This window comes from Isoptericola variabilis 225 (assembly GCF_000215105.1).
Lineage (GTDB): Bacteria > Actinomycetota > Actinomycetes > Actinomycetales > Cellulomonadaceae > Isoptericola > Isoptericola variabilis_A.
This window is the reverse complement of the sequence record NC_015588.1, coordinates 2,968,226-2,992,502: the sequence shown is the minus strand read 5'-3', so window position 1 is coordinate 2,992,502 and position 24,277 is coordinate 2,968,226. Positions and strand designations below refer to the sequence as shown.

General features: G+C 74.2%; 22 protein-coding genes, 1 tRNA gene, 1 other RNA gene and 1 pseudogene. 19 read left to right on the top strand and 6 right to left on the bottom strand.

Annotation, left to right across the window (positions count from 1 at the left end):
- Window positions 1-77 precede the first annotated feature (77 nt).
- Window positions 78-578 carry a spore germination protein GerW family protein gene (locus tag ISOVA_RS15705; RefSeq protein ID WP_013839828.1) on the top strand — a complete coding sequence of 167 codons (501 nt, stop codon included), beginning with the start codon at window positions 78-80 and terminating at the stop codon, window positions 576-578.
- 84 nt (window positions 579-662) lie between these two features.
- Here ISOVA_RS15705 and ISOVA_RS13785 read toward each other — a convergent pair.
- A tRNA-Ser gene (locus ISOVA_RS13785) sits at window positions 663-747 on the bottom strand.
- A 156-nt stretch (window positions 748-903) separates the two neighbouring features.
- On the opposite strand from ISOVA_RS13785, the gene ffs reads away from it, so the two are divergent.
- The 7 genes from ffs to ISOVA_RS13755 all read left to right on the top strand — a co-directional run bounded on the left by ffs (window position 904) and on the right by ISOVA_RS13755 (window position 9,105).
- An RNA gene (gene ffs, locus ISOVA_RS15785) (signal recognition particle sRNA small type) lies at window positions 904-1,000 on the top strand.
- Window positions 1,001-1,020: 20 nt separating this feature from the next.
- Window positions 1,021-1,971, top strand: coding sequence for a prolipoprotein diacylglyceryl transferase (gene lgt, locus ISOVA_RS13780; protein ID WP_013839827.1), 951 nt, complete (start codon window positions 1,021-1,023; stop codon window positions 1,969-1,971).
- Window positions 1,972-2,379: 408 nt separating this feature from the next.
- Complete coding sequence (locus ISOVA_RS13775; protein ID WP_013839826.1) at window positions 2,380-3,279, top strand: MetQ/NlpA family ABC transporter substrate-binding protein; 900 nt, start codon at window positions 2,380-2,382, stop codon at window positions 3,277-3,279.
- Window positions 3,279-4,418 carry a methionine ABC transporter ATP-binding protein gene (locus ISOVA_RS13770; protein WP_013839825.1) on the top strand — a complete coding sequence of 380 codons (1,140 nt, stop codon included), beginning with the start codon at window positions 3,279-3,281 and terminating at the stop codon, window positions 4,416-4,418. Before ISOVA_RS13775 ends, ISOVA_RS13770 begins: the two co-directional genes overlap by 1 nt.
- Window positions 4,415-5,071, top strand: a complete 657-nt coding sequence (locus ISOVA_RS13765; RefSeq protein ID WP_013839824.1) for a methionine ABC transporter permease — start codon at window positions 4,415-4,417, stop codon at window positions 5,069-5,071. The genes ISOVA_RS13770 and ISOVA_RS13765 overlap by 4 nt, the downstream gene beginning before the upstream one ends.
- A 994-nt stretch (window positions 5,072-6,065) precedes the next feature.
- Window positions 6,066-8,672, top strand: a complete 2,607-nt coding sequence (locus tag ISOVA_RS13760) for a DNA polymerase III subunit gamma and tau (RefSeq protein ID WP_041295507.1) — start codon at window positions 6,066-6,068, stop codon at window positions 8,670-8,672.
- Between the two features lies 1 nt (window position 8,673).
- On the top strand, window positions 8,674-9,105 hold the full coding sequence (locus tag ISOVA_RS13755; RefSeq protein WP_013839822.1) for an NUDIX hydrolase: 432 nt from the start codon (window positions 8,674-8,676) through the stop codon (window positions 9,103-9,105).
- A 123-nt stretch (window positions 9,106-9,228) separates the two neighbouring features.
- Here ISOVA_RS13755 and ISOVA_RS13750 read toward each other — a convergent pair whose 3' ends face one another.
- On the bottom strand, window positions 9,229-12,849 hold the full coding sequence (locus ISOVA_RS13750) for a 3-keto-alpha-glucoside-1,2-lyase-like domain-containing protein (RefSeq protein ID WP_013839821.1): 3,621 nt from the start codon (window positions 12,847-12,849) through the stop codon (window positions 9,229-9,231).
- 59 nt (window positions 12,850-12,908) lie between these two features.
- On the opposite strand from ISOVA_RS13750, the gene ISOVA_RS13745 reads away from it, so the two are divergent.
- Window positions 12,909-14,468: a serine hydrolase domain-containing protein gene (locus tag ISOVA_RS13745; protein WP_013839820.1), complete on the top strand. Its 1,560-nt coding sequence runs from the start codon at window positions 12,909-12,911 to the stop codon at window positions 14,466-14,468.
- On the opposite strand, the gene ISOVA_RS13740 is transcribed toward ISOVA_RS13745, so the two are convergent.
- Window positions 14,465-15,085: a GyrI-like domain-containing protein gene (locus tag ISOVA_RS13740; RefSeq protein WP_013839819.1), complete on the bottom strand. Its 621-nt coding sequence runs from the start codon at window positions 15,083-15,085 to the stop codon at window positions 14,465-14,467. The two genes, ISOVA_RS13745 and ISOVA_RS13740, sit on opposite strands and share 4 nt — an antisense overlap.
- Window positions 15,082-15,579 (bottom strand): NUDIX hydrolase, encoded by a 498-nt coding sequence (locus ISOVA_RS13735; RefSeq protein ID WP_013839818.1) that lies wholly within the window; start codon window positions 15,577-15,579, stop codon window positions 15,082-15,084. Before ISOVA_RS13735 ends, ISOVA_RS13740 begins: the two co-directional genes overlap by 4 nt.
- A 39-nt stretch (window positions 15,580-15,618) precedes the next feature.
- Between ISOVA_RS13735 and ISOVA_RS15700 the strand changes: the two genes are divergently transcribed.
- From ISOVA_RS15700 to ISOVA_RS13710, 5 genes are all read left to right on the top strand, one after another.
- Window positions 15,619-16,188 (top strand): hypothetical protein, encoded by a 570-nt coding sequence (locus ISOVA_RS15700; protein ID WP_049788361.1) that lies wholly within the window; start codon window positions 15,619-15,621, stop codon window positions 16,186-16,188.
- Between the two features lie 119 nt (window positions 16,189-16,307).
- Window positions 16,308-17,276, top strand: a complete 969-nt coding sequence (locus ISOVA_RS13725) for an ABC transporter ATP-binding protein (protein ID WP_013839817.1) — start codon at window positions 16,308-16,310, stop codon at window positions 17,274-17,276.
- Complete coding sequence (locus tag ISOVA_RS13720; protein WP_013839816.1) at window positions 17,273-18,109, top strand: ABC transporter permease; 837 nt, start codon at window positions 17,273-17,275, stop codon at window positions 18,107-18,109. Before ISOVA_RS13725 ends, ISOVA_RS13720 begins: the two co-directional genes overlap by 4 nt.
- A 45-nt stretch (window positions 18,110-18,154) precedes the next feature.
- Window positions 18,155-19,468: a sensor histidine kinase gene (locus ISOVA_RS13715; RefSeq protein WP_013839815.1), complete on the top strand. Its 1,314-nt coding sequence runs from the start codon at window positions 18,155-18,157 to the stop codon at window positions 19,466-19,468.
- Complete coding sequence (locus tag ISOVA_RS13710) at window positions 19,465-20,070, top strand: response regulator transcription factor (RefSeq protein WP_013839814.1); 606 nt, start codon at window positions 19,465-19,467, stop codon at window positions 20,068-20,070. Before ISOVA_RS13715 ends, ISOVA_RS13710 begins: the two co-directional genes overlap by 4 nt.
- A 10-nt stretch (window positions 20,071-20,080) precedes the next feature.
- On the opposite strand, the gene ISOVA_RS17345 is transcribed toward ISOVA_RS13710, so the two are convergent.
- Both ISOVA_RS17345 and ISOVA_RS17705 read right to left on the bottom strand, forming a co-directional pair.
- Window positions 20,081-20,287 (bottom strand): hypothetical protein, encoded by a 207-nt coding sequence (locus ISOVA_RS17345; RefSeq protein ID WP_041294901.1) that lies wholly within the window; start codon window positions 20,285-20,287, stop codon window positions 20,081-20,083.
- A 7-nt stretch (window positions 20,288-20,294) separates the two neighbouring features.
- Window positions 20,295-20,612 (bottom strand): annotated as a pseudogene (locus tag ISOVA_RS17705) (serine hydrolase); the annotation flags it as partial.
- 35 nt (window positions 20,613-20,647) lie between these two features.
- Here ISOVA_RS17705 and ISOVA_RS13700 point away from each other — a divergent pair.
- The 5 genes from ISOVA_RS13700 (at window position 20,648) to ISOVA_RS13680 (ending at window position 24,261) form a co-directional block, all read left to right on the top strand.
- Window positions 20,648-20,941, top strand: coding sequence for an alkaline phosphatase family protein (locus ISOVA_RS13700; protein WP_041294900.1), 294 nt, complete (start codon window positions 20,648-20,650; stop codon window positions 20,939-20,941).
- 10 nt (window positions 20,942-20,951) lie between these two features.
- Window positions 20,952-21,551, top strand: coding sequence for a recombination mediator RecR (recR, locus tag ISOVA_RS13695; RefSeq protein WP_013839813.1), 600 nt, complete (start codon window positions 20,952-20,954; stop codon window positions 21,549-21,551).
- 36 nt (window positions 21,552-21,587) lie between these two features.
- On the top strand, window positions 21,588-22,157 hold the full coding sequence (locus ISOVA_RS13690; RefSeq protein ID WP_013839812.1) for a DUF5063 domain-containing protein: 570 nt from the start codon (window positions 21,588-21,590) through the stop codon (window positions 22,155-22,157).
- A 61-nt stretch (window positions 22,158-22,218) separates the two neighbouring features.
- Complete coding sequence (locus tag ISOVA_RS13685) at window positions 22,219-22,998, top strand: TSUP family transporter (RefSeq protein ID WP_013839811.1); 780 nt, start codon at window positions 22,219-22,221, stop codon at window positions 22,996-22,998.
- 177 nt (window positions 22,999-23,175) lie between these two features.
- The gene (locus ISOVA_RS13680; RefSeq protein WP_013839810.1) at window positions 23,176-24,261 is read left to right on the top strand and encodes a DMT family transporter; all 1,086 of its coding nucleotides are present in this window, start codon (window positions 23,176-23,178) and stop codon (window positions 24,259-24,261) included.
- The last annotated feature ends 16 nt before the right edge of the window (window positions 24,262-24,277 follow it).

Sequence of the window (24,277 nt, the reverse complement as noted above, 5' to 3'; positions counted from 1 at the left end):
CGCGTCGACGTCGACCACGCTCACCCTCGTCGAGCTCGTGCTGCGGTCGAGGCTGACCAACACCTTAGGAGGAAACCATGTCCGATGTCGTGAGCCCCGACGAGGCGACGTCGCGCGCACGAGGCGATGGGTCGGCACCGCGCGGCGTGCCCGGCGCGCCCGCCCCGGACGGCGAGCCCACCCGGGCTGTGGCTCTCGTCGAGCGGATCGCCGCGGCGCTGGGCGGGCACGCGAGCGTGCGTGCCGTCTACGGCGAGCCGATCACGCACGGCGACGTGACGATCGTGCCGGTCGCCCGGGCCGCCCTGGGGTTCGGCGGCGGCGCCGGGGGCGGGTGGAAGTCCGCCGACGGCACCACCGCGCAGGCCGGCCCGGGCGCCGGGGCCACCGAGGGCGGCGACGGCGGGGGAGGAGGCGGCGGCGCCCACGTGCGCCCGCTCGGCTACGTCGAGATCGCCCACGGGCGCAGCACCTGGCATCCCATCCGGCCCTCCGTGCCCGACGGGCGTGCGCTCGCCGCCGGCGTCGCGCTCGGCCTGCTGGCCGCCGCCGCGATCCGCGGCCTGCGCCGCGGCTGACCTGTCGCCGAGGTACGACCTCGCGGAGAAGAGCGAGAACGACGAAGGGCCCGCACCCAGACGGTGCGGGCCCTTCGTGACCGGCGGAGGATGGGGGATTCGAACCCCCGAGGGCGTGAACCCAACACGCTTTCCAAGCGTGCGCCATAGGCCGCTAGGCGAATCCTCCTGGTGGCGCCACCTGCGTCGGGACGCGGGCAGCCCCAGCAGGATACCGGACCGGGACCGCTGGCTCCGAATCGCCCCGGGGTGACGGTGGTCTCGCCGGCGGGCCGCCGACGCCGCCCGGTTTCGGGGCGGGCCGGGGTCTCGGTTAGGGTAGGGAGCAGACCCCTCGTGCGGCATCATCTCGCCGAACTCCCCCAGGGCCGGAAGGCAGCAAGGGTAGGTGAGCTCTGGTGGGTGTGCGGGGGGTCCTTTCTTTTGTCGGTACGGTGGGCCCATGCTTCCGGGCAGCATCCCCAGTCCTGACCCGGTGTGGTCCCAGATCGCCCTGGGCCCGATCACCATCCAGACCTACGCGCTGTGCCTCCTGGCCGGCATCGCCGCGGCGACCGTGCTCACGCACCGACGCCTGCGGGCGCGCGGCGCCGTGGGGGACGTGACGCTCGACGTCGTCATGTGGGCCGTGCCGTGCGGCATCGTCGTCGCGCGGATCTACCACGTGCTCACCCACCTGGGCGACTACACCGGCCCCGGCTCGGACCCCTGGGAGTGGGTGCGGATCTGGGAGGGCGGGATCGCGATCTTCGGCTCCCTGATCGGCGGCGCGCTCGGCGTCCTCGTCGCCTGCCGTATCGCCGGCCTGCGCTTCTGGTCGTTCGCCGACGCGCTCGCGCCGGCCATGCTGCTCGCGCAGGCGATCGGCCGGCTCGGGAACTGGTTCAACCAGGAGCTCTTCGGGTCGCCGACCACGCTGCCGTGGGGCCTGGAGATCTCGCCCGACGCCGCGATGTTCCCCGACGGGACGCCGGCCGGCACGCTGTTCCACCCGCTGTTCCTCTACGAGATGCTGTGGAACCTCGCCGGGGTGGCGGTGCTGCTCGTGCTCGAGCGCCGTTCGGTGCGGCGCGCGGCGGCCCGCGTCGCGGCAGGCCTGAGCCCCGGGCCGGGGCTCCGCTGGGGGCGGCTGTTCGCGCTCTACCTCGTCTGGTACGGCCTCGGCCGTACGTGGCTCGAGGCGCTGCGGATCGACCCGACGAGCACCGCGCCCCTCGGCGTCCCGGCGAACATCTGGACGGCCGGCGCGGCCGTCCTGCTGGGCGTCGGCATCTTCGTGGTCCAGGGCCGGCGCCACGCCGAGCCCGAGACGTCGGTGTACGTCCCCGGGCGCGAGCCGGCGCAGGAGGCGGGCGACGCCGAGCCGGCGGGCACGCGCGACGACCGTGCCTAGACCTGCGCGGATGTGACCTGCTGCACGACGCCCGACCTTCCTCCACGATGCGGACACCGTTTCGTCCGCAGAGTGAGATTTGGCCCCGGCCGAGTTGGTGGATCCCTCCGCCGGGTGTTCACCTTGTGGGCATGTCCCGCATCGTGACCGCAGCCGCCCCGACCACGCGACCCGGCGTCGTCGTGCGGTGTGCCGCGATGCCCGCGGACCGAATGTGCGGCGCCTGACCCAGGCCCTCCCAGGCACCTGACCTGCCGCACGGCCCGCCGTCCTCCCGACGGCCCGGGCCACCCCCGTACCTGCGCCCGCCGCGCGCTGATGGCCGCGGCCCGCCGCCCCCCGAGCACCTCCACGACGGCCGTGTCACGGCGAACCCGTGCGCGCCGTCGTCCACCCGGAAGGACACCCATGTCTCGCAAGCTCTTCTCCCTCACCGCCCTCGCGGCCGCCGGCACCCTGGCGCTCGCGGGCTGCGGCGCCGACGCCGGCGCGACCGCCGGCCTGTCGGCCGGCACCGCCGAGGACCCGATCCGCATCGGCGTCGTCTCCGCGGGCGAGGACTACTGGACCACGTTCACCGAGGCCGCGGCCGAGGAGGGCATCACCGTCGAGATCGTCAACTTCTCCGACTACCAGCTGCCCAACCAGGGACTGTCGGACGGCGACCTCGACCTCAACCAGTTCCAGCACCTGCAGTTCCTCGCGGGCTACAACGTGGCCAGCGGCGCGGACCTCACGCCCGTGGGCGCGACGGCGGTCTACCCGCTCGCGCTGTACTCGGCGAAGCACGGCTCGGTCGAGGAGATCCCCGAGGGTGGCGAGATCGCCATCCCCAACGACGAGACCAACCAGGCGCGCGCGCTCCTCGTGCTCCAGGAGGCCGGCCTGCTCACGCTGCGCGACGGCGGCAACTCGTTCTCGACGCCGGCCGACGTGATCGCCGAGGAGTCGAAGGTCACCGTCACGCCGGTCGACGCGGCCCAGACGGCGCTCGCGCTGCAGGACGTCGACGCCTCGATCATCAACAACGACTTCGTCGGCGACGCGGGCCTCACCGCGGACGACGCGATCTTCTCGGACGACCCGGACTCGGCCGCGGCCGAGCCGTACATCAACGTGTGGGTCGCGCGCGCCGAGGACGCGGACGACGAGACGGTCGCCAAGCTCGTCGACATCTTCCACACCCCCGAGGTCGAGGCCGGCGTCCTCGAGGCGTCGGGCGGCACCGGCGTCATCAAGAACAACGACCCGGCGGAGCTGCAGGAGATCCTCGAGGAGATCGAGACCAACCTGCAGGCCCAGGGCTGATGACGGCCCCGATCATCAGCTTCCGCGGCGCCACCAAGGTCTTCCCTGGTCGGCGCCGCGGGGGCGCTCGCGAGGTGCGGGCCGTCGACGGCGTCACGCTCGACGTGCACGCCGGCGAGATCTTCGGCGTCATCGGCTACTCGGGCGCCGGCAAGTCCACGCTCGTGCGGCTCATCAACGCGCTCGAGACTGCCACCGCCGGGTCGGTCGTCGTCGACGGCACCGACCTCACCGGGCTGAGCGAGGCGCGCCTGCGGCCCGTGCGCGCGGGGATCGGCATGATCTTCCAGCAGTTCAACCTGCTCTCGTCGCGGACGGTCGCCGGCAACGTCGCGTACCCGCTCGAGGTCGCGGGCTGGCCGCGCGAGCGCCGCCGCGAGCGCGTGCGCGAGCTGCTCGACTTCGTCGGGATCGGCGACAAGGCCGACGTCTACCCCTCTGCGCTCTCGGGCGGGCAGAAGCAGCGCGTGGGGATCGCCCGCGCGCTCGCCACGAACCCGAAGATCCTCCTGGCCGACGAGGCGACGTCCGCGCTCGACCCCGAGACGACGGCCGACGTCCTGGCGCTGCTGCGTCGCGTCAACCGCGAGCTCGGCATCACGGTCGTCGTCATCACGCACGAGATGGACGTCGTGCGCTCGATCTGCCACCGCGTCGCGGTCATGGAGCACGGGAAGGTCGTCGAGCTCGGCGACGCCTACCAGGTCTTCAGCGCGCCGCGGCACCCGGTGACGCGCCGGTTCGTCGCCTCGGCGCTCAAGGACCGGCCGTCGCCCGCGGTGCTCGCCCGGCTGCGCGAGCGGCACCCCGGCCGCATCGTCACCGTCCGCGTCGACGAGGTGTCCGGCTCCTCGGCTCAGGTCACGCACGTCCTCCGCGAGCACGGCGTCGACGGCACGATCGTCTACGGCGGCATCACCGAGGTCGCGGAGCGCGCCTTCGGGTCGCTCACGCTCGAGCTCGTGGGGCCCGACGGCGCGGTGGCCGGCGCGCTCGCCGGCCTGCGGGCCGTGACCGACGTCGTCGACCACGGGACCGCGGCCGACCCGCACGACGACCCCTCCGCCGTCGTGCACCGACCGGCGAACGACGACCCGACGACCGACGACCCGACGAACGACGAGAGGAGCTCGCGATGAGCTGGGACCGTCTCGGCCCGCTGCTGTGGGAGGCGGCCGGCCAGACCGCGTACATGGTGCTCATCACCCTGGTGGTGGGCGGGTTCGTCGGGCTCGCGCTGGGGCTCGGGCTCTACCTCACCCGGCCGGGCAACCTGCTCGAGAACCGCCTGGTGTTCGCCGTGCTCAACGTCGCGGTCAACGTCGTCCGGCCCGTGCCGTTCATCATCTTCCTCGCGGCGCTCGGGCCGCTGACGCGGGCCGTCGTCGGGCGGGCCATCGGCATCGAGGCGTTCACGTTCGCGATGTGCGTCATGGCGTCGTTCGTCTTCGCGCGGCTCGTGGAGCAGAACCTCGTGTCGATCGACCCGGGCGTGGTCGAGGCCGCGCGTGCGATGGGGGCGTCGCCGCTGCGGATCGTCCGCACGGTACTGGTCCCCGAGGCGCTCTCGCCGCTGATCCTCGGGTACACGTTCCTGTTCGTCGGCGTGCTCGACATGTCGGCGATCGGCGGCTACCTCGGCGCCGGCGGCCTCGGCGACTTCGCGATCGTCCACGGCTACCGGCAGTACGACTGGGCCGTCACCGCGACGGTCGTCGTGCTCATCATCGCCATCGTGCAGCTCGTGCAGCTGCTCGGGAACGCGCTGGCGCGCCGGGCGTTGCGGCGCTGACGCGCCGTCACACGTCCGTCAGGCGCCGCCACAGGTGCACGACGTCAACGACGCCGACTTCGAGATCGTCCTGCCGGACACCGAGCCGCCGACCACGACCATCACGGACGGACCGGCCGACGGTGCGTACCTCGTCGACCGGGAGGTGACCTTCTCCTACTCCTCGAGCGAGCCGGGACGGTTCACGTGCATGCTCGACGACGAGCCGGTGGGCTGCACCGGGAGCTCCGTCACGCTGACGGGGCTCGCCGGAGGGACGCACGTGTTCTCGGTCGCGGCCGTCGATGTCACGGGCAACACCGACCCGACCCCCGAGGTGCGGACGTTCACCGTGCCGATCGACGACACGGAGCTGGCGCGGTCGTCCGGCTGGTCGAGTGTCACCGACGCGGCCGCGTTCGGCGGCTCGTACTCGGTTGCCGTACAGAAGGACGCGACCCTGCGGACCCGCATCGAGGGCGCGACCGGTGTCGCGCTCGTCGTCACGACGGCGAGCGGTGACGGCAAGGTCGACGTCCTGGTCGACGGTGCCCGGGTGGGCAGCGTGTCGCTCGACTCCAGGACCGGGGGGGACCCGTGTGCTGGTCCCGGTGGCCGACTGGACGGCACCGCGCAGCGGCGAGCTGACGCTGGTGACGAGCAACAAGAAGCCGGTACGGATCGACGGTCTGGCCGTCCGCACGGACTGACCCGAGAGCGCGAGCGCCCGGCCCACCGAGCCCAGGGCCGGGCGCTCGCGTATACCTCGATGACGGCGAGCGACGCCTTCCCGCTCGCCTTCCAGCCGGACGCGCCGCGCGGGCTCGACGTGCTGGCATCGAACTCCCCGGTCTCGCTGCGCCGGCCCTCAGGGTCGACGCCCACGGCAGTCGGCGAGCAGTTCCGCACGTACTTCGCGTTCACGGATCGCGGGCCTCTCGCGACGACGGGGCACCGCCGGGGTCTGTGGACGGGGGCTGCCGGGGTGTCGGTCGGGGCGTCTATCGTTGCGGGGGTGACCACCGCTCTGTACCGCCGCTACCGGCCCGAGACGTTCGCCGAGGTGATCGGCCAGGACCACGTCACCGGGCCGCTGATGCAGGCGCTGCGCAGCGGGCGCGTCAGCCACGCGTACCTCTTCTCCGGCCCGCGCGGGTGCGGCAAGACGACGAGCGCGCGCATCCTCGCCCGCACCCTCAACTGCGCGCGGAACACCCCCGACAAGCCGCTCGACACCCCGTGCGGCGAGTGCGACTCGTGCCGCGAGCTGGCGCGCGGCGGTCCCGGCTCGCTCGACGTCGTCGAGATCGACGCCGCGAGCCACAACGGCGTCGACGACGCGCGCGACCTGCGCGAGCGTGCGACGTTCGCCCCGGCCCGCGACCGGTACAAGATCTTCATCCTCGACGAGGCCCACATGGTCACGCCGCAGGGCTTCAACGCGCTGCTGAAGATCGTCGAGGAGCCGCCGCCCCATGTGAAGTTCGTCTTCGCGACGACGGAGCCCGACAAGGTCATCGGCACCATCCGCTCGCGGACGCACCACTACCCGTTCCGGCTCGTCCCGCCCGACGTGCTGGGCCCCTACCTCGAGCAGCTCTGCGCGGCCGAGGGCATCGAGCTCGGCGCCGGCGTGGTCCCGCTCGTGACCCGCGCGGGCGGGGGCTCGGTGCGCGACTCGCTCTCGGTCCTCGACCAGCTCATCGCGGGAGCATCGGGCGGCGTCGTCGAGTACGACGTCGCGGTCGGGCTCCTCGGGTTCACGCACGCCACGCTGCTCGACGACGTCGTGGACGCGCTCGCCGCGCGCGACGGCGCGTCGATCTTCCGCGTCGTCGACCAGGTCATCGCCTCGGGTCACGAGCCGCGGCGCTTCGTCGAGGACGTGCTCGAGCGCCTGCGCGACCTCATCGTCATCGCCGTCTCGGGCGACGCCGCGGACGCGGTGCTTCGCGGGCTGCCGGCGGACCAGCTCGAGCGCATGCGCCAGCAGGCGTCGCGGCTGGGTGTCTCGGAGCTGTCGCGCGCGGCCGACCTCGTCAACGCGGCGCTCACCGAGATGACCGGCGCGACGTCGCCCCGGCTCCACCTCGAGCTGCTGTGCGCGCGGCTGCTCCTGCCGGGCGCCGACGACGGCACCGCCGGCCTCGCCGCCCGCATCGACCGCCTGGAGCGCGGCGGCGTGGTGGCGGCCGTCGCGGCGCCCGGTGCGGCCCCGCGTCGGGACGACGACGTGACGGCTGACGCGCCCGCCCCGGCGGCGTCGGGGCTCTCCGGCGCCGCGGCCGTGCGTGCCGCGCTCGAGGCGAAGCGCACCGCGACGCCTGCCCCCGCCGAGGTAGCGCGCGAGGACGCCGAAGTAGCGCGGCCGGACGCCGAGGTAGCGCGCGAGGACACTGAGGTAGCGCGGCCGGACGTCGAGGTAGCGCCTGAGGGTGCCGAAGTAGCGCACCACGACGCCGAAGTAGCGCGTGAAGGTGCCGAGGTAGCGCCCGAACCTGCAGCAACGGCGACGCCTCCGGCGCCGAGCGAGCCGGCGCCGAGCGAGCCGGCACCCAGCGAGCCGGAAACGACGGCCGGTGTCACGGCCGAGGTGGTGCGCCGCCGGTGGGACGAGGTCGTCGCCAACATCGGCAGCCCCGTGACGCGGGCGCTGGTCGGCCCCAATGCGCAGGTGATCTCGCTCGAGGCCGGTCTGCTGCGCCTCGGCTTCACCGCGGCGGGCATGGCCCGGACGTTCTCCCAGCCGCGGCACATCGACGCGGTGGCAGAGTCCGTCTACCAGACGCTCGGCGTCCAGGTCCGGGTCGAGGCGACGATCGACGAGGGCCGCGGTGATTCCTCGGGCGGCCCGGCCGGGGGAGGCGGAGCCGGCGTTCCGGGACCGTCCGCGCCGGCCGGCCCGGGCGGCAGCTCCGCGGCGTCCCCGGAGTCCGGTGCACCGGCGACCTCGCCCGGCGTCACGGCACGACCTGCCGATACCGATGACGGCGGCTGGCCCGCCGTCACGCCTCCGGGGTCGGCAGCGCGGTCGGCCGCGAGCCCCGCGTCGGCGATCGCGCCCGTCGGGCGGCCCGAGGCCGGTGCCCGCGTCGGTGCCGTCGACGCGCCGCGGTCCGCCGTCGCGCTCGCCGAGCGGCCTGGCGCACCGGCCGACGAGGCGGCGCCCGAGCCCGAGGCCGTGTCCACGCCGCCAGCGCCTGAGCCCGAGCCGGAGGTCGCGCCCGCGCCTGGAGCGGCGGCGCCGAGCGCGGCCGACGACGCCGACGCCGCCTGGCTCGCCGGCGTCCCGCTCTCCGAGCCGCCCGAGCCCGACGACGCGCCCGAGCCGCCGCCCGAGGACGTCGCACCGTCATGGTCTGCACCGCGCCCGACGGCGGCCCGAACGCCGGGGCCGCAGGTCCGCGAGACGCCGCGGCAGGCGGCCGAGCGCCAGGCGCGCGAGTACCGGGCCCAGGCACAGGCACCGGCGCCGACGGCGGACGACCACCCGGCCGTCGACTACGACGAGCCGTCGGCCGACGACCCCGACATCGCGTCGACGGGCCTCGTCGGCGTGCCGCTCGTCGTCCAGGTCCTCGACGGCAAGGTCATCGACGAGATCACCGAGGACCCGGCCTGACATGTCGTCGACCACCACGACGACGCTGCACATCGTCGCGGCCGTGATCGTGCGCGACGACGGCCGCTTCCTCCTCGTGCGCAAGCGCGGCACGACGTCGTTCATGCAGGTCGGCGGCAAGATCGAGCCAGGGGAGGCTCCGCTCGCCGCGCTGGCCCGAGAGTGCGCGGAGGAGATCGCCCTGACGGTCGACCCCGCGGCCGTCCGCCCGCTCGGGCGCTTCCGTGCGGTCGCGGCCAACGAGCCCGATCACGTCGTGGACGCGCACGCGTTCGCCGTCGACCTCCCCGCCGGCTTCGAGCCCGCCGCGCGGGCCGAGCTCGAGGAGCTGGTCTGGGTGGATCCCGCCGATCCCGTGACGAGCCACCCGATCGCGCCGCTGTCGCTCGACCTGCTCGCGCTGGCCGCAGCCTCTGGCGACGTCGACGCCTGACGCGGGCTTCGAGGTCGAGCTCGTCGCCGGTGACCAGCCCGGCGTGACGCGGACGCGTGCCCGCCGCCCCGGGCAGGGGCGACGGGCACGCGTGGCGGGGCGGTCACGACCCCGCGGCGGTGACTACCGCACGGTCAGCGTGGCGGTCACCTCGCTCTCCGCGTACGTGGAGTCACCGCTGTAGGCCACGGTCACGTCGTGCGACCCGGCCGCCAGGCCGGCGGTGGGCATCGGGACGGTCGCCTCGCCGTCCACCAGCTCGACCGTGCGCTCGGTCTCGCCGAGCGTCACGCGCACCGTGCCGGTCGGCAGCGGTGCGCCCTCAGGACCGGCCGTCCGGACCTGGACGACGGCCCGCCCGGGCACGCCCTGCTTGACCTTGGTGGGAGCCACCGTGACCTCGAGCTGGGCGCAGTCGACGGCGTCGTGGGCGACCTCGAGCTCGATCGTCCGCGCGTCACCGGCCGCCGCGACCTGCACGCTGCCGGCGGCGAGAGACGTCCCGGCGGCGAACGTCTCCTCGACCGTCGCACCCGGCTCTACGCCGGTGAGCGTGCGCGACCCGTGCGGCGTCTCGATCGTGACGTCGAGCGGGACGTCGGTCTCCCCGTTGGACACCGTGACGTCGAGCACGGCCTCGGTCGCCTCGCAGCGGGCCTCCGCCGTCGCAGTGACGGCGAGCTCGCCGAGCGGCTTGACCTGGATGTCGCGGTAGAAGATCGTCTCGCCGCCGCCGTGGTTCTGGACCCCGATGTAGCCGGCGAGGTCGCGTGCCGGGTCGGTGCTGGTGAAGTCGTTCACCAGGACGCCGTTGAGGAACACGCGGATCCGCTCTCCCACGACACGGATGTCGTAGGAGTTCCACTCCGGCACCGGACGCAGCGCCTCGGCGATCGCCTCCGGGTCGGCACCCTGGAAGGTGTAGATCGCGCCCGTCGTGCGGTCCGGCGCGTCGCTCGCGTCGATCTGGATCTCGTAGCCGCGGTTGACCGCGACCCACGGGTCGTTGCCCGGGTTCGGGAACCCGACGAAGACGCCGCCGTTGTCGTCCTTGACGAGCTTCCAGTCGAGCGTGAGGCTGTACGACTCGAACTGCTCGGCCGTGTACCACAGCAGGCCCATGCCGCCGTTGCTCTTGAGCGTGCAGTCGTCCTGCCGCCCGAACGAGCCGGCACCCGCGAGACGCCACTTGTCGAACGTCGCCAGCGTGCCGTCGAACAGCGCCGTGTACCCGGGGTCGGCCTCGGTCGGCGAGCAGAGGTCCGGGTTCTCGCCCACGGAGAGGACGTCAAGGTTGACGTTGCCGTGGTCGCCCGCGTCGTACCTGACGGAGATCGTGTTCGCCCCGGCCTGGAGCTCGACGTCGTGGGTCGCGAAGGCCCACGTCTTCCAGTCACCCGTGCTGGGCAGCTGCCACGGGCCGACCTTCTGCCCGTTGACGTACAGCGACATCGTCTTGGTGCCCTGGAACGGGTTGGGCCCGTTGGAGTACCGCAGGTTGATCGGCTGCGTCCCCGCCTCGTCGGCGTGGACCGTGAACGTCACCCCCGCGCCGACCGACTGGATGCCGTCGACGAAGCCCGAGCCCGAGTAGCCGCTGTGCTCGGTGCCGATGCCGGCGGAGCCGGTCAGGGCCGACTCCTCGGCCTCGTGGTAGCCCCGGTCGGCCGGCGGGACGTAGCCCGGCAGGCTGTTGAGGGTGTACCAGGCCTCGGTGTTCCACAGCTCGCGGCCCTCGGCGTCGGTGAACGGACGCGGCGAGCGCAGGTGGACGACACGGCCCGGCTTGAGGCCGTCGATCGTCAGGGACACGGTGGTCCGGTCGGCCGACACCTCGGCGCCGGTCACCCGGAGCACCTCCTCGTCGACCTTCGGGCCGCCGTACTGCTGGGTCGGCACGTACCGCCACTGGGTGGCCCGGTACGCATGGGCGACGTCGTCAGCGATCTTCTGGACCGTCTCGTCGGACAGCGGCTGGCTGTACTCGAGGTCGAACCCGCCCTCGCGCACGCGCACCTCAAGGATGTCGAACGACTCCTGGCCGTTCGGCGTGAGCTTCTGCAGCCCGTACCGGAGCTTGTTGGGCTCGCTCCAGTTGCCGGCCTCGCCGATGCCGCCGACGTAGATCGCGCCGTCGGGCCCGACGACGGTGCGGTTGACGCCAGCCTCGAGCCCGGCGCTGTGCCGGAACACCGCGCCCTGGTACTCGCCGTCGACCTTCTCCAGGAACGCGCGCTGCAGGCCGCCGTAGGTCACGTCGCCGAAGAGCATCTGGCCGGCGAACGGGCCCTCGGTGAGCGTCACGGGCTCGCTCGGCGAGTTGCCGATCTCGTTCTGCGGGATCCAGAGGGCGGGCTGGGACACGGGCTGGTCGTCGAACGGGCCGGCCGGGTTCGTGTAGTGGTTGAAGAAGCGGTCCTGCTTGACGTGCACGAGCTTCGAGCTCGGCAGCCAGGCGCCCTGGTTGTCCATGACGAACAGGTCGCCGTCGGGCCCGAACGTCATCCCGTTGGGGGTCCGCAGGCCGCCCGCGACGTACGACACCTCGCCGGTCTCGCGGTCGACCGTGATGCTCGTGCCGCGGTTGGGGGCCGGCTGCGGGTTCGTCGTCGCGCCGCCGTTGTTGATGGCGACCGAGAGGTTGACGTAGAAGTAGTCCTCGTCGTGCAGCAGGCCGAACGCGAACTCGTGGAAGTTGCCGCCGAACGGCCATTCCGCGACCGTCGTGTGCTGGTCGTAGAAGCCGTCGCCGTCCGGGTCGGTGAGCTCGGTCAGGCGGTCACGCTCGGTGACGAAGATCGAGTCGTCGATGACGGCCACGCCCATGGGGTTGAACAGGTCGGTCGCGAGCTTGGTCGCGGTGACCTGGTCGGCGCTCGTCTCACCGGTGACCTGGTCGAGCACGAAGATCTCGCCCGGCTCCGGGTTCTGGACCCAGCCGCCGGGGCTCACGGAGCCCGACGTCGCGACGACGAGCCGGCCGTCCTCGGTCCAGTCCATGCCCGAGACCATGGGCTCGAAGCCCTCCGGACGCAGGTCGGTCAGCGTGTACCCGGGGTGCACGGCGTCGAGCCGCAGTCCGTCGCCCGCGGTGTCCGTGGCGCCCTCGCAGTACTTGGTGCCCGGTGCCGTCACGCGGACGACGCCCGCCTCGGTCGACAGCGCCTCCTGCGGGACGATCGTGAACCCGGTGGCGCCCGGCGGCTGCCACGCGAGGCGCAGCACCTGGCCGCCGCCCGCCTCGAAGTGCTCGACGAAGAGCTCGTGCGGGCCGGCGGTGAGCGTCACCGTGCCGTCCTTGGAGGTCTCGCCGTGCAGACCGTCGTGGTCGATCACGACCTGACCGTCGATCGACAGGCGCGAGCCGTCGTCGCTCGTGAGCCGGAAGGTGTACTGGCCGTCCACGGGGGCGTGGATGTGCCCGACGGCGTGGGTCAGGAAGTTGTCCTCGAAGCCGAACTGGGCCGCCGTCGTCCAGTTGACGTTCGGCATGAGCTTGTCGACGTTCGGCGTCTGGCCCGCCTTGAGGGTGCAGAGCTGGCTGAGGCCCTGCTGGAGGTCGTAGGTGCGGAGCGTGATGCCTGGCTCCTGGGGCGGTAGGTTCGCGGTCGACGACGTCGTCGCCGCGAGCTCGGTGGTCCCGGCCGCCGGGACCGCGAGGGCGGTGGCCGCCGTCCCGGCCAGGGCCAGCGAGACGAGACCCGCGACGTACCTTCGGGTACGTCTGGGCGCGCGTGGGTGCATGGGTGTCCTCCTCGTCGAAGATGGTCGGCGTCGACCGCTCATCGACTGTAGGAGGACTAATGACGGGCGTCAATCAAAAGTCGGATGTTCATCGTCGCATTCCCGACGCGACCGCGCCGCGCAGGCTCCCGCGCGCCACGCCCGAGTCGCAGGGCGTCGATCCGGAGGCGCTGCGAGGCCTGGTCGGCGCGCTCGACGGCATCCGCGACGTGCACAGCCTCATGGTGCTGCGTCACGGGCACGTCGTCGCCGAGGGGTGGTGGCACCCGTACCGCGCCGACGAGCCGCACGTCATGTTCTCCGTCTCGAAGACGTTCACCGCCGTGGCCGTCGGTCTCGCGGTCGCCGAGGGGCTGCTGGGCGTCGACGACCGCGTCGTCGACCTGCTGCCCGGCGACGCGCCGCCCGAGCCGGGCGAGCACCTCGCAGCGATGCGCGTGCGGCACCTGCTCACCATGACGAGCGGGCACGGCACCGACACGATGAACTTCACGCTGCGCAACCTCCACCGCCCCGGCGCGAGCTGGGCCCGCGACATCCTCGCCGCGCCCGTGACGCACGAGCCCGGTACGCGCTTCGTCTACAACACGGGCGCGACGTACCTGCTCTCGGCGATCCTGCACCGCCTCACCGGCGAGCGGCTCCTCGACTACCTGACGCCGCGCCTCCTCGCCCCGCTCGGCATCACCGGCGCCACGTGGGAGCAGGACCCCCGCGGGATCGACGTCGGCGGGTACGGCCTGGCGATCACGACCGAGGACCTCGCCGCGTTCGGGCAGCTGCTCCTGCAGCGCGGGCGGTGGGGCGACGCGCAGCTCGTGCCGGCCGCGTGGGTCGACGAGCTGTCGGCCGCCCAGGTCGACAACGGCCCGCACGAGTGGCTCGACTGGCGCCGCGGCTACGGGTACCAGGTCTGGCGCTGCCGCGGCGACGCCTACCGCGCCGACGGCGCGTTCGGCCAGTTCGCCGTCGTCTGGCCCGAGCACGACGCCGTCGTCGTCCTGACCTCCGGCACCGCGCAGACGAACGTCGAGCTCGAGGCGGTCTTCGACCACCTCGAGGGCGCGTTCACCGAGGTGCCCGACGCCGGCACCCCGGCCGGCGGGGAGTCGCTCGTCCTCGAGGGGCTCGCCGTGCACGTGCCCGACGGCGCGCCCACCGCGGCGATCGAGCCGTTCGTCGCGGGGTCGCGGTTCGTGCTCGAGCCCGAGGTCGGCGCCCGCGCGGAGCACCCCGGCGGTCCGCCGTTCCCGATGCACTCCGTCGCCGTCCACCGGCGACGCGGCGGAGGCGAGGGAGGCGACGCGATCGACCTCGTCTGGACGCGCGAGCACGGCGGGCCCGAGCACGTGGTGCGCTGCGGCGTCGGGCACTGGGTGCGGGGCACGGCGGACCTCGACGGCGAGGAGGTCGCCGTGGCCGGCGCCGCGGCGTGGACCGAGCACGCCACGCTCACGCTGCGCCTGCTGCGCCTGGGTACGCCGTTCGCGCTCGACGTGGCGCTGCGGTTCGGCGGCGACGGGGAAGGCCGGTACGTCGAGGTCGCCGTCGACCAGAACGTGTCGTTCGGACCCACCGAGCTCCTGCGTGCGACGGGCATCGGCAGCCCCGACGCCTAGGCCGGAGCCACCGGCTGGCGCAGGATCGTGCGGCGTCGCTCCGGCGGCACGCGCCGGAAGTCGCTGAGGTAGATCTCGTGGTGCCGCCCGGTGAGGCGCAGCCCGCGGGCGGGGACGAACTCGTCGTGCATGCGCTCGAGCACGGGCCCTTCGTCGTCGAACGACCCGACGTGCAGCGTCTGCACGCACCGGCCCTCCGCGAGCCTCTCGACGCGCAGGTCGTCGATCCGCTCGGGATTCTTCTTCGCGCGCACCTGGTCGATCGTCGCGGCGACGAGGTCGCGCTCGACCCAGTCGGGCACGAGCAGCAGCAGCGTCCAGCTCCACCGGGCCTTGTCCCGCGCGACGGTGAACGCGTCCATGTCGTCGGACCACCACAGGCCCTCGAGCGGCGGGACGACGTAGTCGCGGCCGAGCTCGCGCTTGCTCGCGAACTTCAGCGTGTACGCGACGGGGTAGAGCGTCTCGACCGCCGCCGTGAACAGCGGCGACGTGTTGGGGTCGCCCTCGCCGTCGACCATGAGGTACGTCTGCTCGGGCACGTCGACGAGCCGGAGCTCGCCCGGGCGCGCCCGGTACCACTCGAGGCTCGTGGTGAGGTTCGTCTTCGTCGTCATGCGAGCACCCGGTGGCCGAGCAGCGCCGTGGAGTCGGGGACGAACGGCAGTGTCCGCAGCATCTCGGCCAGGCGCTCGGGCGTGACCCATGCACCCCACGCGACCTCCTCGGGCTGCCACGTCACCGGCCCGTCGTACGTGCACGTGTAGAGGTACGCGTGGTAGCGGGTGTGCTCGTCGGCGTAGTCGTCCTCGCCCAGCGGCTCGAGCTGGACGCCGCCGACGCCGAGCTCCTCCGCGACCTCGCGCTCGGCCGACGCGCGCGGCTCCTCGCCGGCCTGGAGCACGCCGCCCGCGCAGAAGTCGTACAGCCCCGGGTAGACGTCCTTGGTCTGGGTGCGCCGGTGCACGTAGGCCTCGCCGGTGCTGCGCCGCACGACGACGGCGGTCGCCGCGTGCCGCAGGTTCTCGGCGCGCACGCGGGCCCGGTCGGCGACCCCGCAGGGGCGGCCGGCGTCGTCGTACAGCGCGACCAGCTCGGGCACGAAGTTCATTCTGCCGCAGGCCACCGACGCTGCGGCAGGATGTCGGCCATGTCGAGCCTCACCCGGAGCCCGACCCAGCAGCAGCTGGGCGCCGACGACGTGACGGCGCTCGTCGGGCACGCCCTCGGCGAGACGCCCGTGGCCGCCACGCAGCTCACCGGCGGCGAGCGGTTCGGCTACACGGGCGACCGCCCGCACGCGAGCACGTGGCGCGAGGCCGTCGTCGCGGCCGTGGAAGCGCTCCTTCACGACGGCGCCGCCTGGGGCGTCGGCGACGACCTGCTGCCCTCTGCGCGCGTCCGCGCGGCCCTCGACCGGCACGGCCAGGTGCTCGACGACGTCGACCGGCCGGTGCTCGTGCACGTCGACCTGTGGGACGGCAACGTGCTCGCTCTGCCGGACGCGGACGGGACGTGGCGGCGGTCGGGGCTGGCCACCGGCCGCCCCGTCGTGCTCGACGCCGCGGCACGGACGCGCCTGGCCCTGTACCGGGTGTGGGTCGACGTCGTCATGGCGGCCGAGCTGCCGAGCCGCGGCAAGACGGGCCCGGCCGACGCCGACTTCCGCGCGCTGCTGACGCGGCACCTGGCCGGCGAGCTCGACATCCTCGCGGTCTGACCTGACGGCGGGGACGGACCGACCGCATGACAGATGTCACGGCCCGTCCGTGCAGCCCTCACACGGACCGGTGACCGGCCGCACTACCTGGGAGGACACGGCCGCGGCACGCTCGAGGCATGACTGCTGAACCGATCGTCTCCGTCCGCGGGGCCCGGCGCCGGTACGGCGACTTCGAGGCCGTCCGCGGCGTCGACCTCGACGTCCACCGCGGCGAGCTCGTCGCCCTGCTCGGCACGAACGGGGCGGGCAAGACGTCGCTCGTCGAGCTCGCCGAGGGCCTGGCGCCCGCCGACGCGGGCGAGGTGCGCGTGCTCGGCCGCGACCCCTACCTGGAGCGGCACCTCGTCGTGCCGCGCGTCGGCATCATGCTGCAGGAGGCCGGGTTCTCCTCCGACCTCACCACGGCCGAGACCGTGGGCATGTGGGCCGGCACGCTGAGCCGCCCGCGCCCCACGGCCGAGGTGCTCGCGGCCGTCGGCCTCGCGCACCGCGCCGACGTGCGCGTCGGCAGCCTCTCGGGCGGCGAGCGCCGCCGGCTCGACCTCGCCCTCGCGATCCTCGGCGACCCCGAGGTCCTCTTCCTCGACGAGCCCACGACCGGCCTCGACCCCGAGAGCCGCCAGGCAACCTGGCGTCTGGTGCGCGGGCTGCTCGCCGACGGCGTGACGGTCCTCCTGACGACCCACTACCTCGAGGAGGCCGAGGCGCTCGCCGACCGCATCGCGATCATGCAGGCGGGGCGCATCGTGCGCGAGGGAACGGTCGCCGAGGTGACGGCCGCGGAGCCCGCGCGCATCGAGTTCGCGCCGCGCGACGCCGCCGGCCGCCCCGTCGCGCTCGCTCCGGCCGACCTGCCGCCGCTGGCCGGCGCCGCCGGTGCGGCGAGCGTCGAGCGCGGACGCGTGCGCGTCCGCACCGAGCGGCTCCAGGACGACCTGGAGACCGTGCTGGCGTGGGCCCGCGGACGCGGCCTGCGGCTGCACGAGCTCGAGGCACGCTCGGCGTCGCTCGAACAGGCCTTCCTCGCCCTGGCCGACGGCGCCCTGGCCGGCGACGCGGCCGACCATCAGGAGGTGACGGCATGACGACCACCACGACACCGCGCGACACGAGCGCGGCCGCACGACCGGCGTCGGGCAGCCTGCGACGCGTGACCGCGCTCGCGCGGGCCGAGGCGAGGCTGCTCGTGCGCAACCGCACGGCCCTGTTCAACGCACTCCTCCTGCCGCTGGTCATGGTCGCGTTCTTCTCGTTCGTCGGCGGCGCCGGCAACGGAGACCCGGTCACCGCCGCGACGTCGGTGCTCGCCTCGCTCGTGAGCCTGTGCGTCCTGTTCGTCGTCTACTACAACCTCACGACGGCGTACGTCGCCCGACGCGAGGACCGGGTGCTCCAGCGGCTCCTCACGGGGGAGTGCCGGCGGCCCGAGATCCTGGCCGCCGCGGCCGTGCCGGCGCTGCTCGTGACGGTCGCCCAGGTGCTCGTCGGCTACGGAGCCGTCTGCCTGCTCGTCGAGCCGCCGGGGCTGGTCAACCCGGTCCTGGCGACCGTGGGCGTGCTCGGCGGGACCTTGTTGTTCACGGTGCTCGCGGCGGCCACGTCGGGCTTCTCGCGGACCGTCGAGTCGACCCAGCTCACGACCCTGCCCGTGGTGGTCGCCGTGCTGCCGTTCGCCGGGGTCTTCGGCCCTCCGGGGGCGACCTCGGGGGTCCTGTGGGACGTCGCGCGGTTCACCCCGCTGCGCCCGGTGGTCGAGCTCGTGTGGCTCGGCGTCGCGGGGGTCGACGCCGACGGCCGGACCCTCGGCCTCGCGGAGACGTTCGCGGCGGCCGCGCTGCCGGTGGGCGTGCTCGCCGCCTGGACGGTGCTGGGCGTGCTCGCGGCCCGCCGGTGGATGCGGTGGGAGCCGAGGCGGTGAGCCGGCGCGTCTCCCGGCGCGGGCGGGCCGTGGCAGGCTGACCGCATGGACCGTCGACCCCACGGCCCGCTCCGGACCATGGCCGGCGCCCGCGGCGTCGAGGTGTACACGCGCTGCACGATGTACTCCTTCGCGCTCAACGAGCCGTTCTTCTACCTGCTGGCGGTCGCCGCGCTCGCGCGCGGCGAGCCCCCCACGCCCGCGGTCGCGATCGCGGTCGCCGTGCTCGCCGTCGCCCACACGGGCCTGTGCACGCTCACCGCCCACCTCGGGCTCGGGCGGGACCCGTTCGCGACGCGCGCCCAGCGGGCCGTGCTCGTCGCGCTCGGCGCGGTCTCGGTGGCGCTCGTGCTCGTCGCGCTCGTGGCGCTGCCGTCGACGTCGGGCGACCGGCACCTCTGGTTCGAGAACGACCCGCGGTCGGTCGTCGTCACGGTGGTCGCGGCGTTCACGCTCGCGGCCCTGTCGGCCGTGCACACCATGGGCCGGCTCACCGTCGCGGCCGCCGGGGCGACGGCCGTCGTCGTCGCGGCCCGTGCCGTGAGCGACCCCGGCAGCGGGCTGATCGGCCTCGCGGTGTCGGCGTTCGCGATCATCCTCTTCTCCGTGGCGAGCTTCCGCCTCACGGTCTGGATCCTGCTCGTCGTGCGCGAGCTCGACGCCGCGCGGCAGGTGTCCGCGCGTCTCGCCGTCGCCGAGGAGCGGCTGCGCATCGCCCGCGACATGCACGACGTCGTGGGGCGCGCCCTGTCGGCCGTGGCCGTGAAGAGCGAGCTCGCCGCGGCCCTCGCCCGGCGCGGCGACGACCGCGCCGCGGACGAGATGCTCGAGGTGCGCGCGCTCGCGCAGGACTCGCTGCGCGAGGTGCGCGGCGTCGTCGCCGGCTACCGGGCGCCCGACCTGGCCACCGAGCTCGCCGGCGCGCGGTCGGTGCTGCGGGCCGCCGGGATCGCGGCCCGGGTCGTCGGCGAGGCGCCGGCGCTCGCGGCGCCGCACGCCGAGGCACTCGCCTGGGTCGTGCGCGAGGCGGTCACCAACGTGGTGCGGCACTCCGACGCGCGCGAGTGCATGCTGCGGCTCGTGCGGCTGTCCGACGGCGGCACCGAGCTGCGGATCGTCAACGACGGCGTGGTCCCGGCGGCGTCCGGGACGTCGTCCGACGGCTCGGGCATCGCGGGCCTGCGCGAGCGGGTCGAGGCCGTGGGTGGCACGCTCACCGCCGACGGCGACGGCGACCGCTTCACGCTCACCGCCCGCGTCCCGGCCACGGACCCGCCACCGGCCGTCGCGCGCGAGGCGGGTGCCGCCGTCGTGCCGGACCCGTACGCGCTGCAGGCCGCAGGGGAGAGGAACGCATGATCCGGCTCGTGCTCGCCGACGACGAGACGCTCATCCGCGACGCGGTCGCGGCGCTGCTCGCGCTCGAGGACGACCTCGAGGTCGTGGCGGTCGCGGGGACGGGACCCGAGGCGGTCGCGGTCGTCGAGCGGCACCGGCCCGACGTGGCCGTCCTCGACCTGCAGATGCCCGGCGCCGACGGCATCGAGGTGGCCGAGCAGCTCGCGCGGCGCGTGCCGGGGGTCGGCGTCGTCATCGTCACGAGCCACGGCCGCCCGGGCTACCTCAAGAAGGCGCTCGCGGCCGGGGTGCGCGGCTTCCTGCCCAAGACGGCGTCCGCGACCGTGCTCGCGGCCGCCGTCCGGCAGGTCGCGGGCGGCGGGCGCTACGTCGACCCGGAGCTCGCCGCCGACGCCATCTCCGCGGGCGACTCGCCGCTGACCGCGCGCGAGGCCGACGTGCTCGAGCTCGCGGCCGACGGCGCGCCCGTCGAGGAGATCGCCGAGCGGGCCGCGCTCGCGCCCGGGACCGTGCGCAACTACCTGTCGTCCGCCGTCGCGAAGCTCGGCGTGACGAACCGGCACGAGGCCGTGCGCGTCGCGCGCAGCAAGGGCTGGGTCTGACGCCGGCCGGTCAGGTGACCGTCGCCAGGAGCCGCGCGCCGGCCACGTGCGTGCGGAAGCTGCGGCCCATCTCACGCGTGGAGTGGAAGTTGAGCACCACGTGGGCGGCCTGCCGCGGGTAGTAGAACAGGTGGTTGCCGAGGACGCCGAGGTGCCCGACCGGCTCGGGCAGGCCGCGCAGGAGCGGCGGTGTGAACTCGCCGAAGCGGAGGGTCATCGTCCAGCGCCTGCTGGAACCGGACGAGGTCCTCCGCCACGGTCACGAGCCCGCCGTTCGCCCAGTCGAGGCTCATGCTCAGGGCGCCGCTGAGCTCGTGGTCGCCCACCCAGAACGGGGCGACGTCGAGCCCCTCGACGTCGGCGCGCGTGCGGGCGACCGAGTAGGGCATCGACGTGCGCTCCATCGCGCTCGGCCCGAGGACGAGCTCGGCCATGGCGGTCGGGAAGTCCGCCCCGGCGGCCTCCTCGGCGACCCGGCCGAGCAGCACGTAGCCGGTGTCGGAGTAGTGGAAGCGTTCGCCGGGCCGTCCGACCGGGGGCAGGCGCCGCGCCTCGTCGAGAAGGCTCGACGGCGTCCATGCTGGCCGTGTATTGCGACACGCTCGACGCCCTCGGGCACGCGGGCGGCGACGCCCACCCCGACATCCCCGCCGCGCTGGAGATGATCGACGCCCAGCTCGGCCGGATCGTCGAGGCCACCCAGGACGCGGGCATCTACGGGCGGACGGCGTTCGTCGTCATGGGCGACCACGGGATGACGACGTTCGACAAGGGCTTCGCCGACGAGGCCCTGCACCCAGGGCCGCGTCCTCACCGAGTCGCTGCGGCTGGGCGAGTGACGGCGGCACGGGCTGTCGGCACCGAGCCGTAGGCTGGCGGGTGTGTACGAGGGCGCAGTCCAGGACCTGATCGACGAGCTCGGCCGCCTCCCCGGCGTCGGGCCCAAGAGCGCGCAGCGCATCGCGTTCCACCTGCTCGCGGCCGACGCCGCGGACGTGCGCCGGCTCGTCGACGCCCTGACCGAGGTCAAGGCGCGGGTCCGCTTCTGCGAGGTGTGCGGGAACGTCGCGGAGTCGGAGCGCTGCCGGATCTGCAGCGACCCGCGGCGCAGCGACGAGGTGATCTGCGTCGTCGAGGAGCCCAAGGACGTCGTGGCGATCGAGCGCACGCGCGAGTTCCGCGGGCGCTACCACGTGCTCGGCGGGGCCATCAACCCGCTCGAGAACGTCGGCCCGGACGACCTGCGCATCAGCGAGCTCCTGTCCCGCCTGGCCGACGGCACGGTCACCGAGGTCATCCTCGCGACCGACCCGAACGTCGAGGGGGAGGCCACCGCGACCTACCTGTCGCGGCTCATCGGGCCCATGGGCGTGACGGTGTCCCGTCTGGCGTCCGGGCTGCCGGTGGGCGGAGACTTGGAGTACGCCGACGAGGTGACGCTCGGGCGGGCCTTCGAGGGCCGGCGCGTGGTCGGAAGCTGAAGCAGGACGCCGAGAACGAGGGGCAGGTGGGGGACCGTGGGCGAGATCGAGAAGGGCTCGGAGTTCCGCGACGTCGCGGAGCAGATGTCGGCGCAGGCGCGGGCCTTCCTGTCGACGACGGCGCAGGTCGCCTCGGGCGCCGCGCCCGGTGCCGAGCTGTCGCTGCTCATCCTCGCGACGTCGGACCTGCTGTCGGCGGGCGCGCGGCTCGCGGCCGTCGTCGACGTCGTCCCGCGTGAGCGGTTCGAGCCCGACGCCGGGCCCGAGCTCGACGTCGACCCGCTGCGCGACGCGCTCGCCCGGATGTTCGACGGCTTCGACGACTACGCCGAGGTCGTCGACCCGGTGCTCGGCACCGAGATCGGGCCCGCGACCATCTCGGGCGACCTCGCGTGCGTCGCCGAGGAGCTCGGCAAGGGGCTCCAGCACTTCGACGAGGGCCACGAGCTCGAGGGCCTGTGGTGGTGGCAGTTCAGCTACCTGTCGAGCTGGGGCGAGCGCGCGGCGTCGGCGCTGCGCGTCCTCCAGGCCGTGCTCGCGCACGTGCGGCTCGACGTCGACGACGACGTCGCGGCCGAGGCCGAGTACGACGCGCTCCACGCCTGACGCCGCAGGTTGACGCGCGGCCCCGGCATCACGCCGGGGCTGGGCGTGCGAGGATCGGCGCGTGCTCGAGCTCGACGCCCTCACCATCGTCCTCCTCGTCCTCGCCGGGCTCGCCGCCGGGTGGGTGGACGCCGTCGTCGGCGGGGGCGGGCTCATCCAGCTGCCGGCGCTGCTGCTCGTCCCCGGCATCTCGCCCGTGCAGGCGCTCGCGACCAACAAGGTCGGCTCCATCATGGGCACCTCGATCAGCGCCCTCACGTACTACCGCCGGGTGGGCCCGGACCTGACGACCGCCGGGCCCATGGCGGTCGCGGCGCTCGCGGGCGCGGTCGCCGGGGCGGCGCTGGCCGCGCAGATCCCGTCGGAGCTGTTCCGGCCGATCATCCTCGTGATCCTCGTGGGCGTCGCGGCCTACACGATCCTGCGGCCGCGCGTGGGCCACACGACCGACCTGCGCTGGGAGGGCAACCGCCACCGCGGGACCGCGGCGCTCATCGGCCTGGTCATCGGCGCCTACGACGGCCTGCTCGGTCCCGGCACGGGCACGTTCCTCGTGATCTCGCTCGTGAGCATCCTCGGGTACGCGTTCCTGCCGGCGTCGGCGCTCGCCAAGATCGTGAACTTCGCGACGAACCTGGGCGCGCTGATCTTCTTCGTGCCGCACGGCGCCGTCATCTGGGGCCTCGGCCTCGCGATGGGCATGGCCAACCTCGTCGGGGGCTACGTGGGGGCGCGCATGGCGGTCGCCAAGGGCAGCGCGTTCGTGCGCGTCGTGTTCGTCGTCGTGGTCGGCGCGCTCATCTGCAAGCTCGGCTACGACGCGCTGAACGACCTCGTGTGACCGACCCGCCGCGGGTTATCCTCCGTGACGTGACGCACATCGTGCCCTCCGGCATCCTCCCGCCTCCGGTCGCCTGACCGGAGCCCCTCGAGCGCCCGACGCCGCAGCGCGGCCGGGCGGCACGACGGCGTGCTCCGACACGACACCCCTCGTCGTCCCCGAGCCCTGGAGCACACCGTGTCCCTCGCGTCCACCACCCTCGCCCCGCGGCACGACTCGTCGCGCGCGGCCCTCGTCCAGATCTGCCTCGCCGGTGTCCTGTGGGGCACCGGCGGCCTCGTCGTCCAGCTGGTCCGCGAGCGCGTCGACCTGTCCGCGCTGACGATCGGCGCCTACCGGATGGCCGTCGCGGCGGCCGTCCTCGTCGCGGCCGTCCTCGCCACCGGGGCCGGGCGTGCCCTCGTCCGGCTCGTGCGCACCCGGCCGCTGCGTGCGGTGGTCGTCGGCGGCGGGACGGGCGCCTACCAGGCGCTGTACTTCGCGGCCGTCGTCGCGGGCGGCGTCACCGTCGCGACCGTGGTCAGCCTCGGCCTGGCCCCCGTGCTGCTCGCGGTGGTCGATCTCGTGCGCACGCGCACCCGCCCGACGGCGCGGCGCGTCGTCGTGCTCGTCGCCGCGCTCACCGGGCTCGTCCTCGTGAGCGTCGCGGGCCACGACGTCACGGGCGGGCCGAACCCGGGCCTCGGCATCGTGCTCGCGGTCGCGTCGGGCGCGACCTTCGCCGTCACGACCCTGCTCGGGCGCGACCTCGCGCACGCCGCGCCGCCGCTCGTCGTCACGACCGCGACCACCTCGGCCGGCGCGCTGCTGCTCGCCCCCGTGGCGGCCGTCGTCGGGCTCGCCGCCGGCAGCCCGCTCGGCACGGCCGACCCCGTCGTGCTCGCCTGGCTCGCGTACCTCGGCGTGGCGACGATGGCGCTCGCCTACGGCCTGCTCTACGCCGGGCTGCGCTCCGCGTCGGCGGGTGCCGCCGTCATCGCGACGCTCGTCGAGCCGGCAACCGCCGCCGTCGCCGCGTGGCTGCTCCTCGGCGAGCGGCTCACCGCGGCCGCGGTCGTCGGCGTCGTGCTCATCATGGGCGCGGTCGCCGGCCTGGGCCGGGAGACCGAGGTGCCGCACGTGCGCGCGGGCCGCCGTCGTGCGCCGCGCCGTCGTACGCCGCGCCGGACCGAGGCCGCTTCCGGAACGCGGACACCGTCGTCGGGCACCGCGGACGACCACGTACCATCGACGGGCAACCACAGGTATCCGGCGGGCCGTTGAGAGAGACGGAGGCCGG

What these genes read in the sequence shown, in the direction of transcription:
- ISOVA_RS17345 (WP_041294901.1), bottom strand. Translation starts at nt 20,287, where the DNA reads ATGACCCTCCGCTTCGGCGAGTTCACACCGCCGCTCCTGCGCGGCCTG.
- ISOVA_RS13725 (WP_013839817.1), top strand. Translation starts at nt 16,308, where the DNA reads ATGACTGCTGAACCGATCGTCTCCGTCCGCGGGGCCCGGCGCCGGTAC.
- ISOVA_RS13710 (WP_013839814.1), top strand. Translation starts at nt 19,465, where the DNA reads ATGATCCGGCTCGTGCTCGCCGACGACGAGACGCTCATCCGCGACGCG.
- ISOVA_RS13765 (WP_013839824.1), top strand. Translation starts at nt 4,415, where the DNA reads ATGAGCTGGGACCGTCTCGGCCCGCTGCTGTGGGAGGCGGCCGGCCAG.
- ISOVA_RS15700 (WP_049788361.1), top strand. Translation starts at nt 15,619, where the DNA reads ATGTCGAGCCTCACCCGGAGCCCGACCCAGCAGCAGCTGGGCGCCGAC.
- ISOVA_RS13775 (WP_013839826.1), top strand. Translation starts at nt 2,380, where the DNA reads ATGTCTCGCAAGCTCTTCTCCCTCACCGCCCTCGCGGCCGCCGGCACC.
- ISOVA_RS13720 (WP_013839816.1), top strand. Translation starts at nt 17,273, where the DNA reads ATGACGACCACCACGACACCGCGCGACACGAGCGCGGCCGCACGACCG.
- ISOVA_RS15705 (WP_013839828.1), top strand. Translation starts at nt 78, where the DNA reads ATGTCCGATGTCGTGAGCCCCGACGAGGCGACGTCGCGCGCACGAGGC.
- ISOVA_RS13735 (WP_013839818.1), bottom strand. Translation starts at nt 15,579, where the DNA reads ATGAACTTCGTGCCCGAGCTGGTCGCGCTGTACGACGACGCCGGCCGC.
- ISOVA_RS13755 (WP_013839822.1), top strand. Translation starts at nt 8,674, where the DNA reads ATGTCGTCGACCACCACGACGACGCTGCACATCGTCGCGGCCGTGATC.
- ISOVA_RS13740 (WP_013839819.1), bottom strand. Translation starts at nt 15,085, where the DNA reads ATGACGACGAAGACGAACCTCACCACGAGCCTCGAGTGGTACCGGGCG.
- ISOVA_RS13700 (WP_041294900.1), top strand. Translation starts at nt 20,648, where the DNA reads ATGCTGGCCGTGTATTGCGACACGCTCGACGCCCTCGGGCACGCGGGC.
- ISOVA_RS13715 (WP_013839815.1), top strand. Translation starts at nt 18,155, where the DNA reads ATGGACCGTCGACCCCACGGCCCGCTCCGGACCATGGCCGGCGCCCGC.
- ISOVA_RS13745 (WP_013839820.1), top strand. Translation starts at nt 12,909, where the DNA reads ATGACGGGCGTCAATCAAAAGTCGGATGTTCATCGTCGCATTCCCGAC.
- ISOVA_RS13750 (WP_013839821.1), bottom strand. Translation starts at nt 12,849, where the DNA reads ATGCACCCACGCGCGCCCAGACGTACCCGAAGGTACGTCGCGGGTCTC.
- ISOVA_RS13770 (WP_013839825.1), top strand. Translation starts at nt 3,279, where the DNA reads ATGACGGCCCCGATCATCAGCTTCCGCGGCGCCACCAAGGTCTTCCCT.
- lgt (WP_013839827.1), top strand. Translation starts at nt 1,021, where the DNA reads ATGCTTCCGGGCAGCATCCCCAGTCCTGACCCGGTGTGGTCCCAGATC.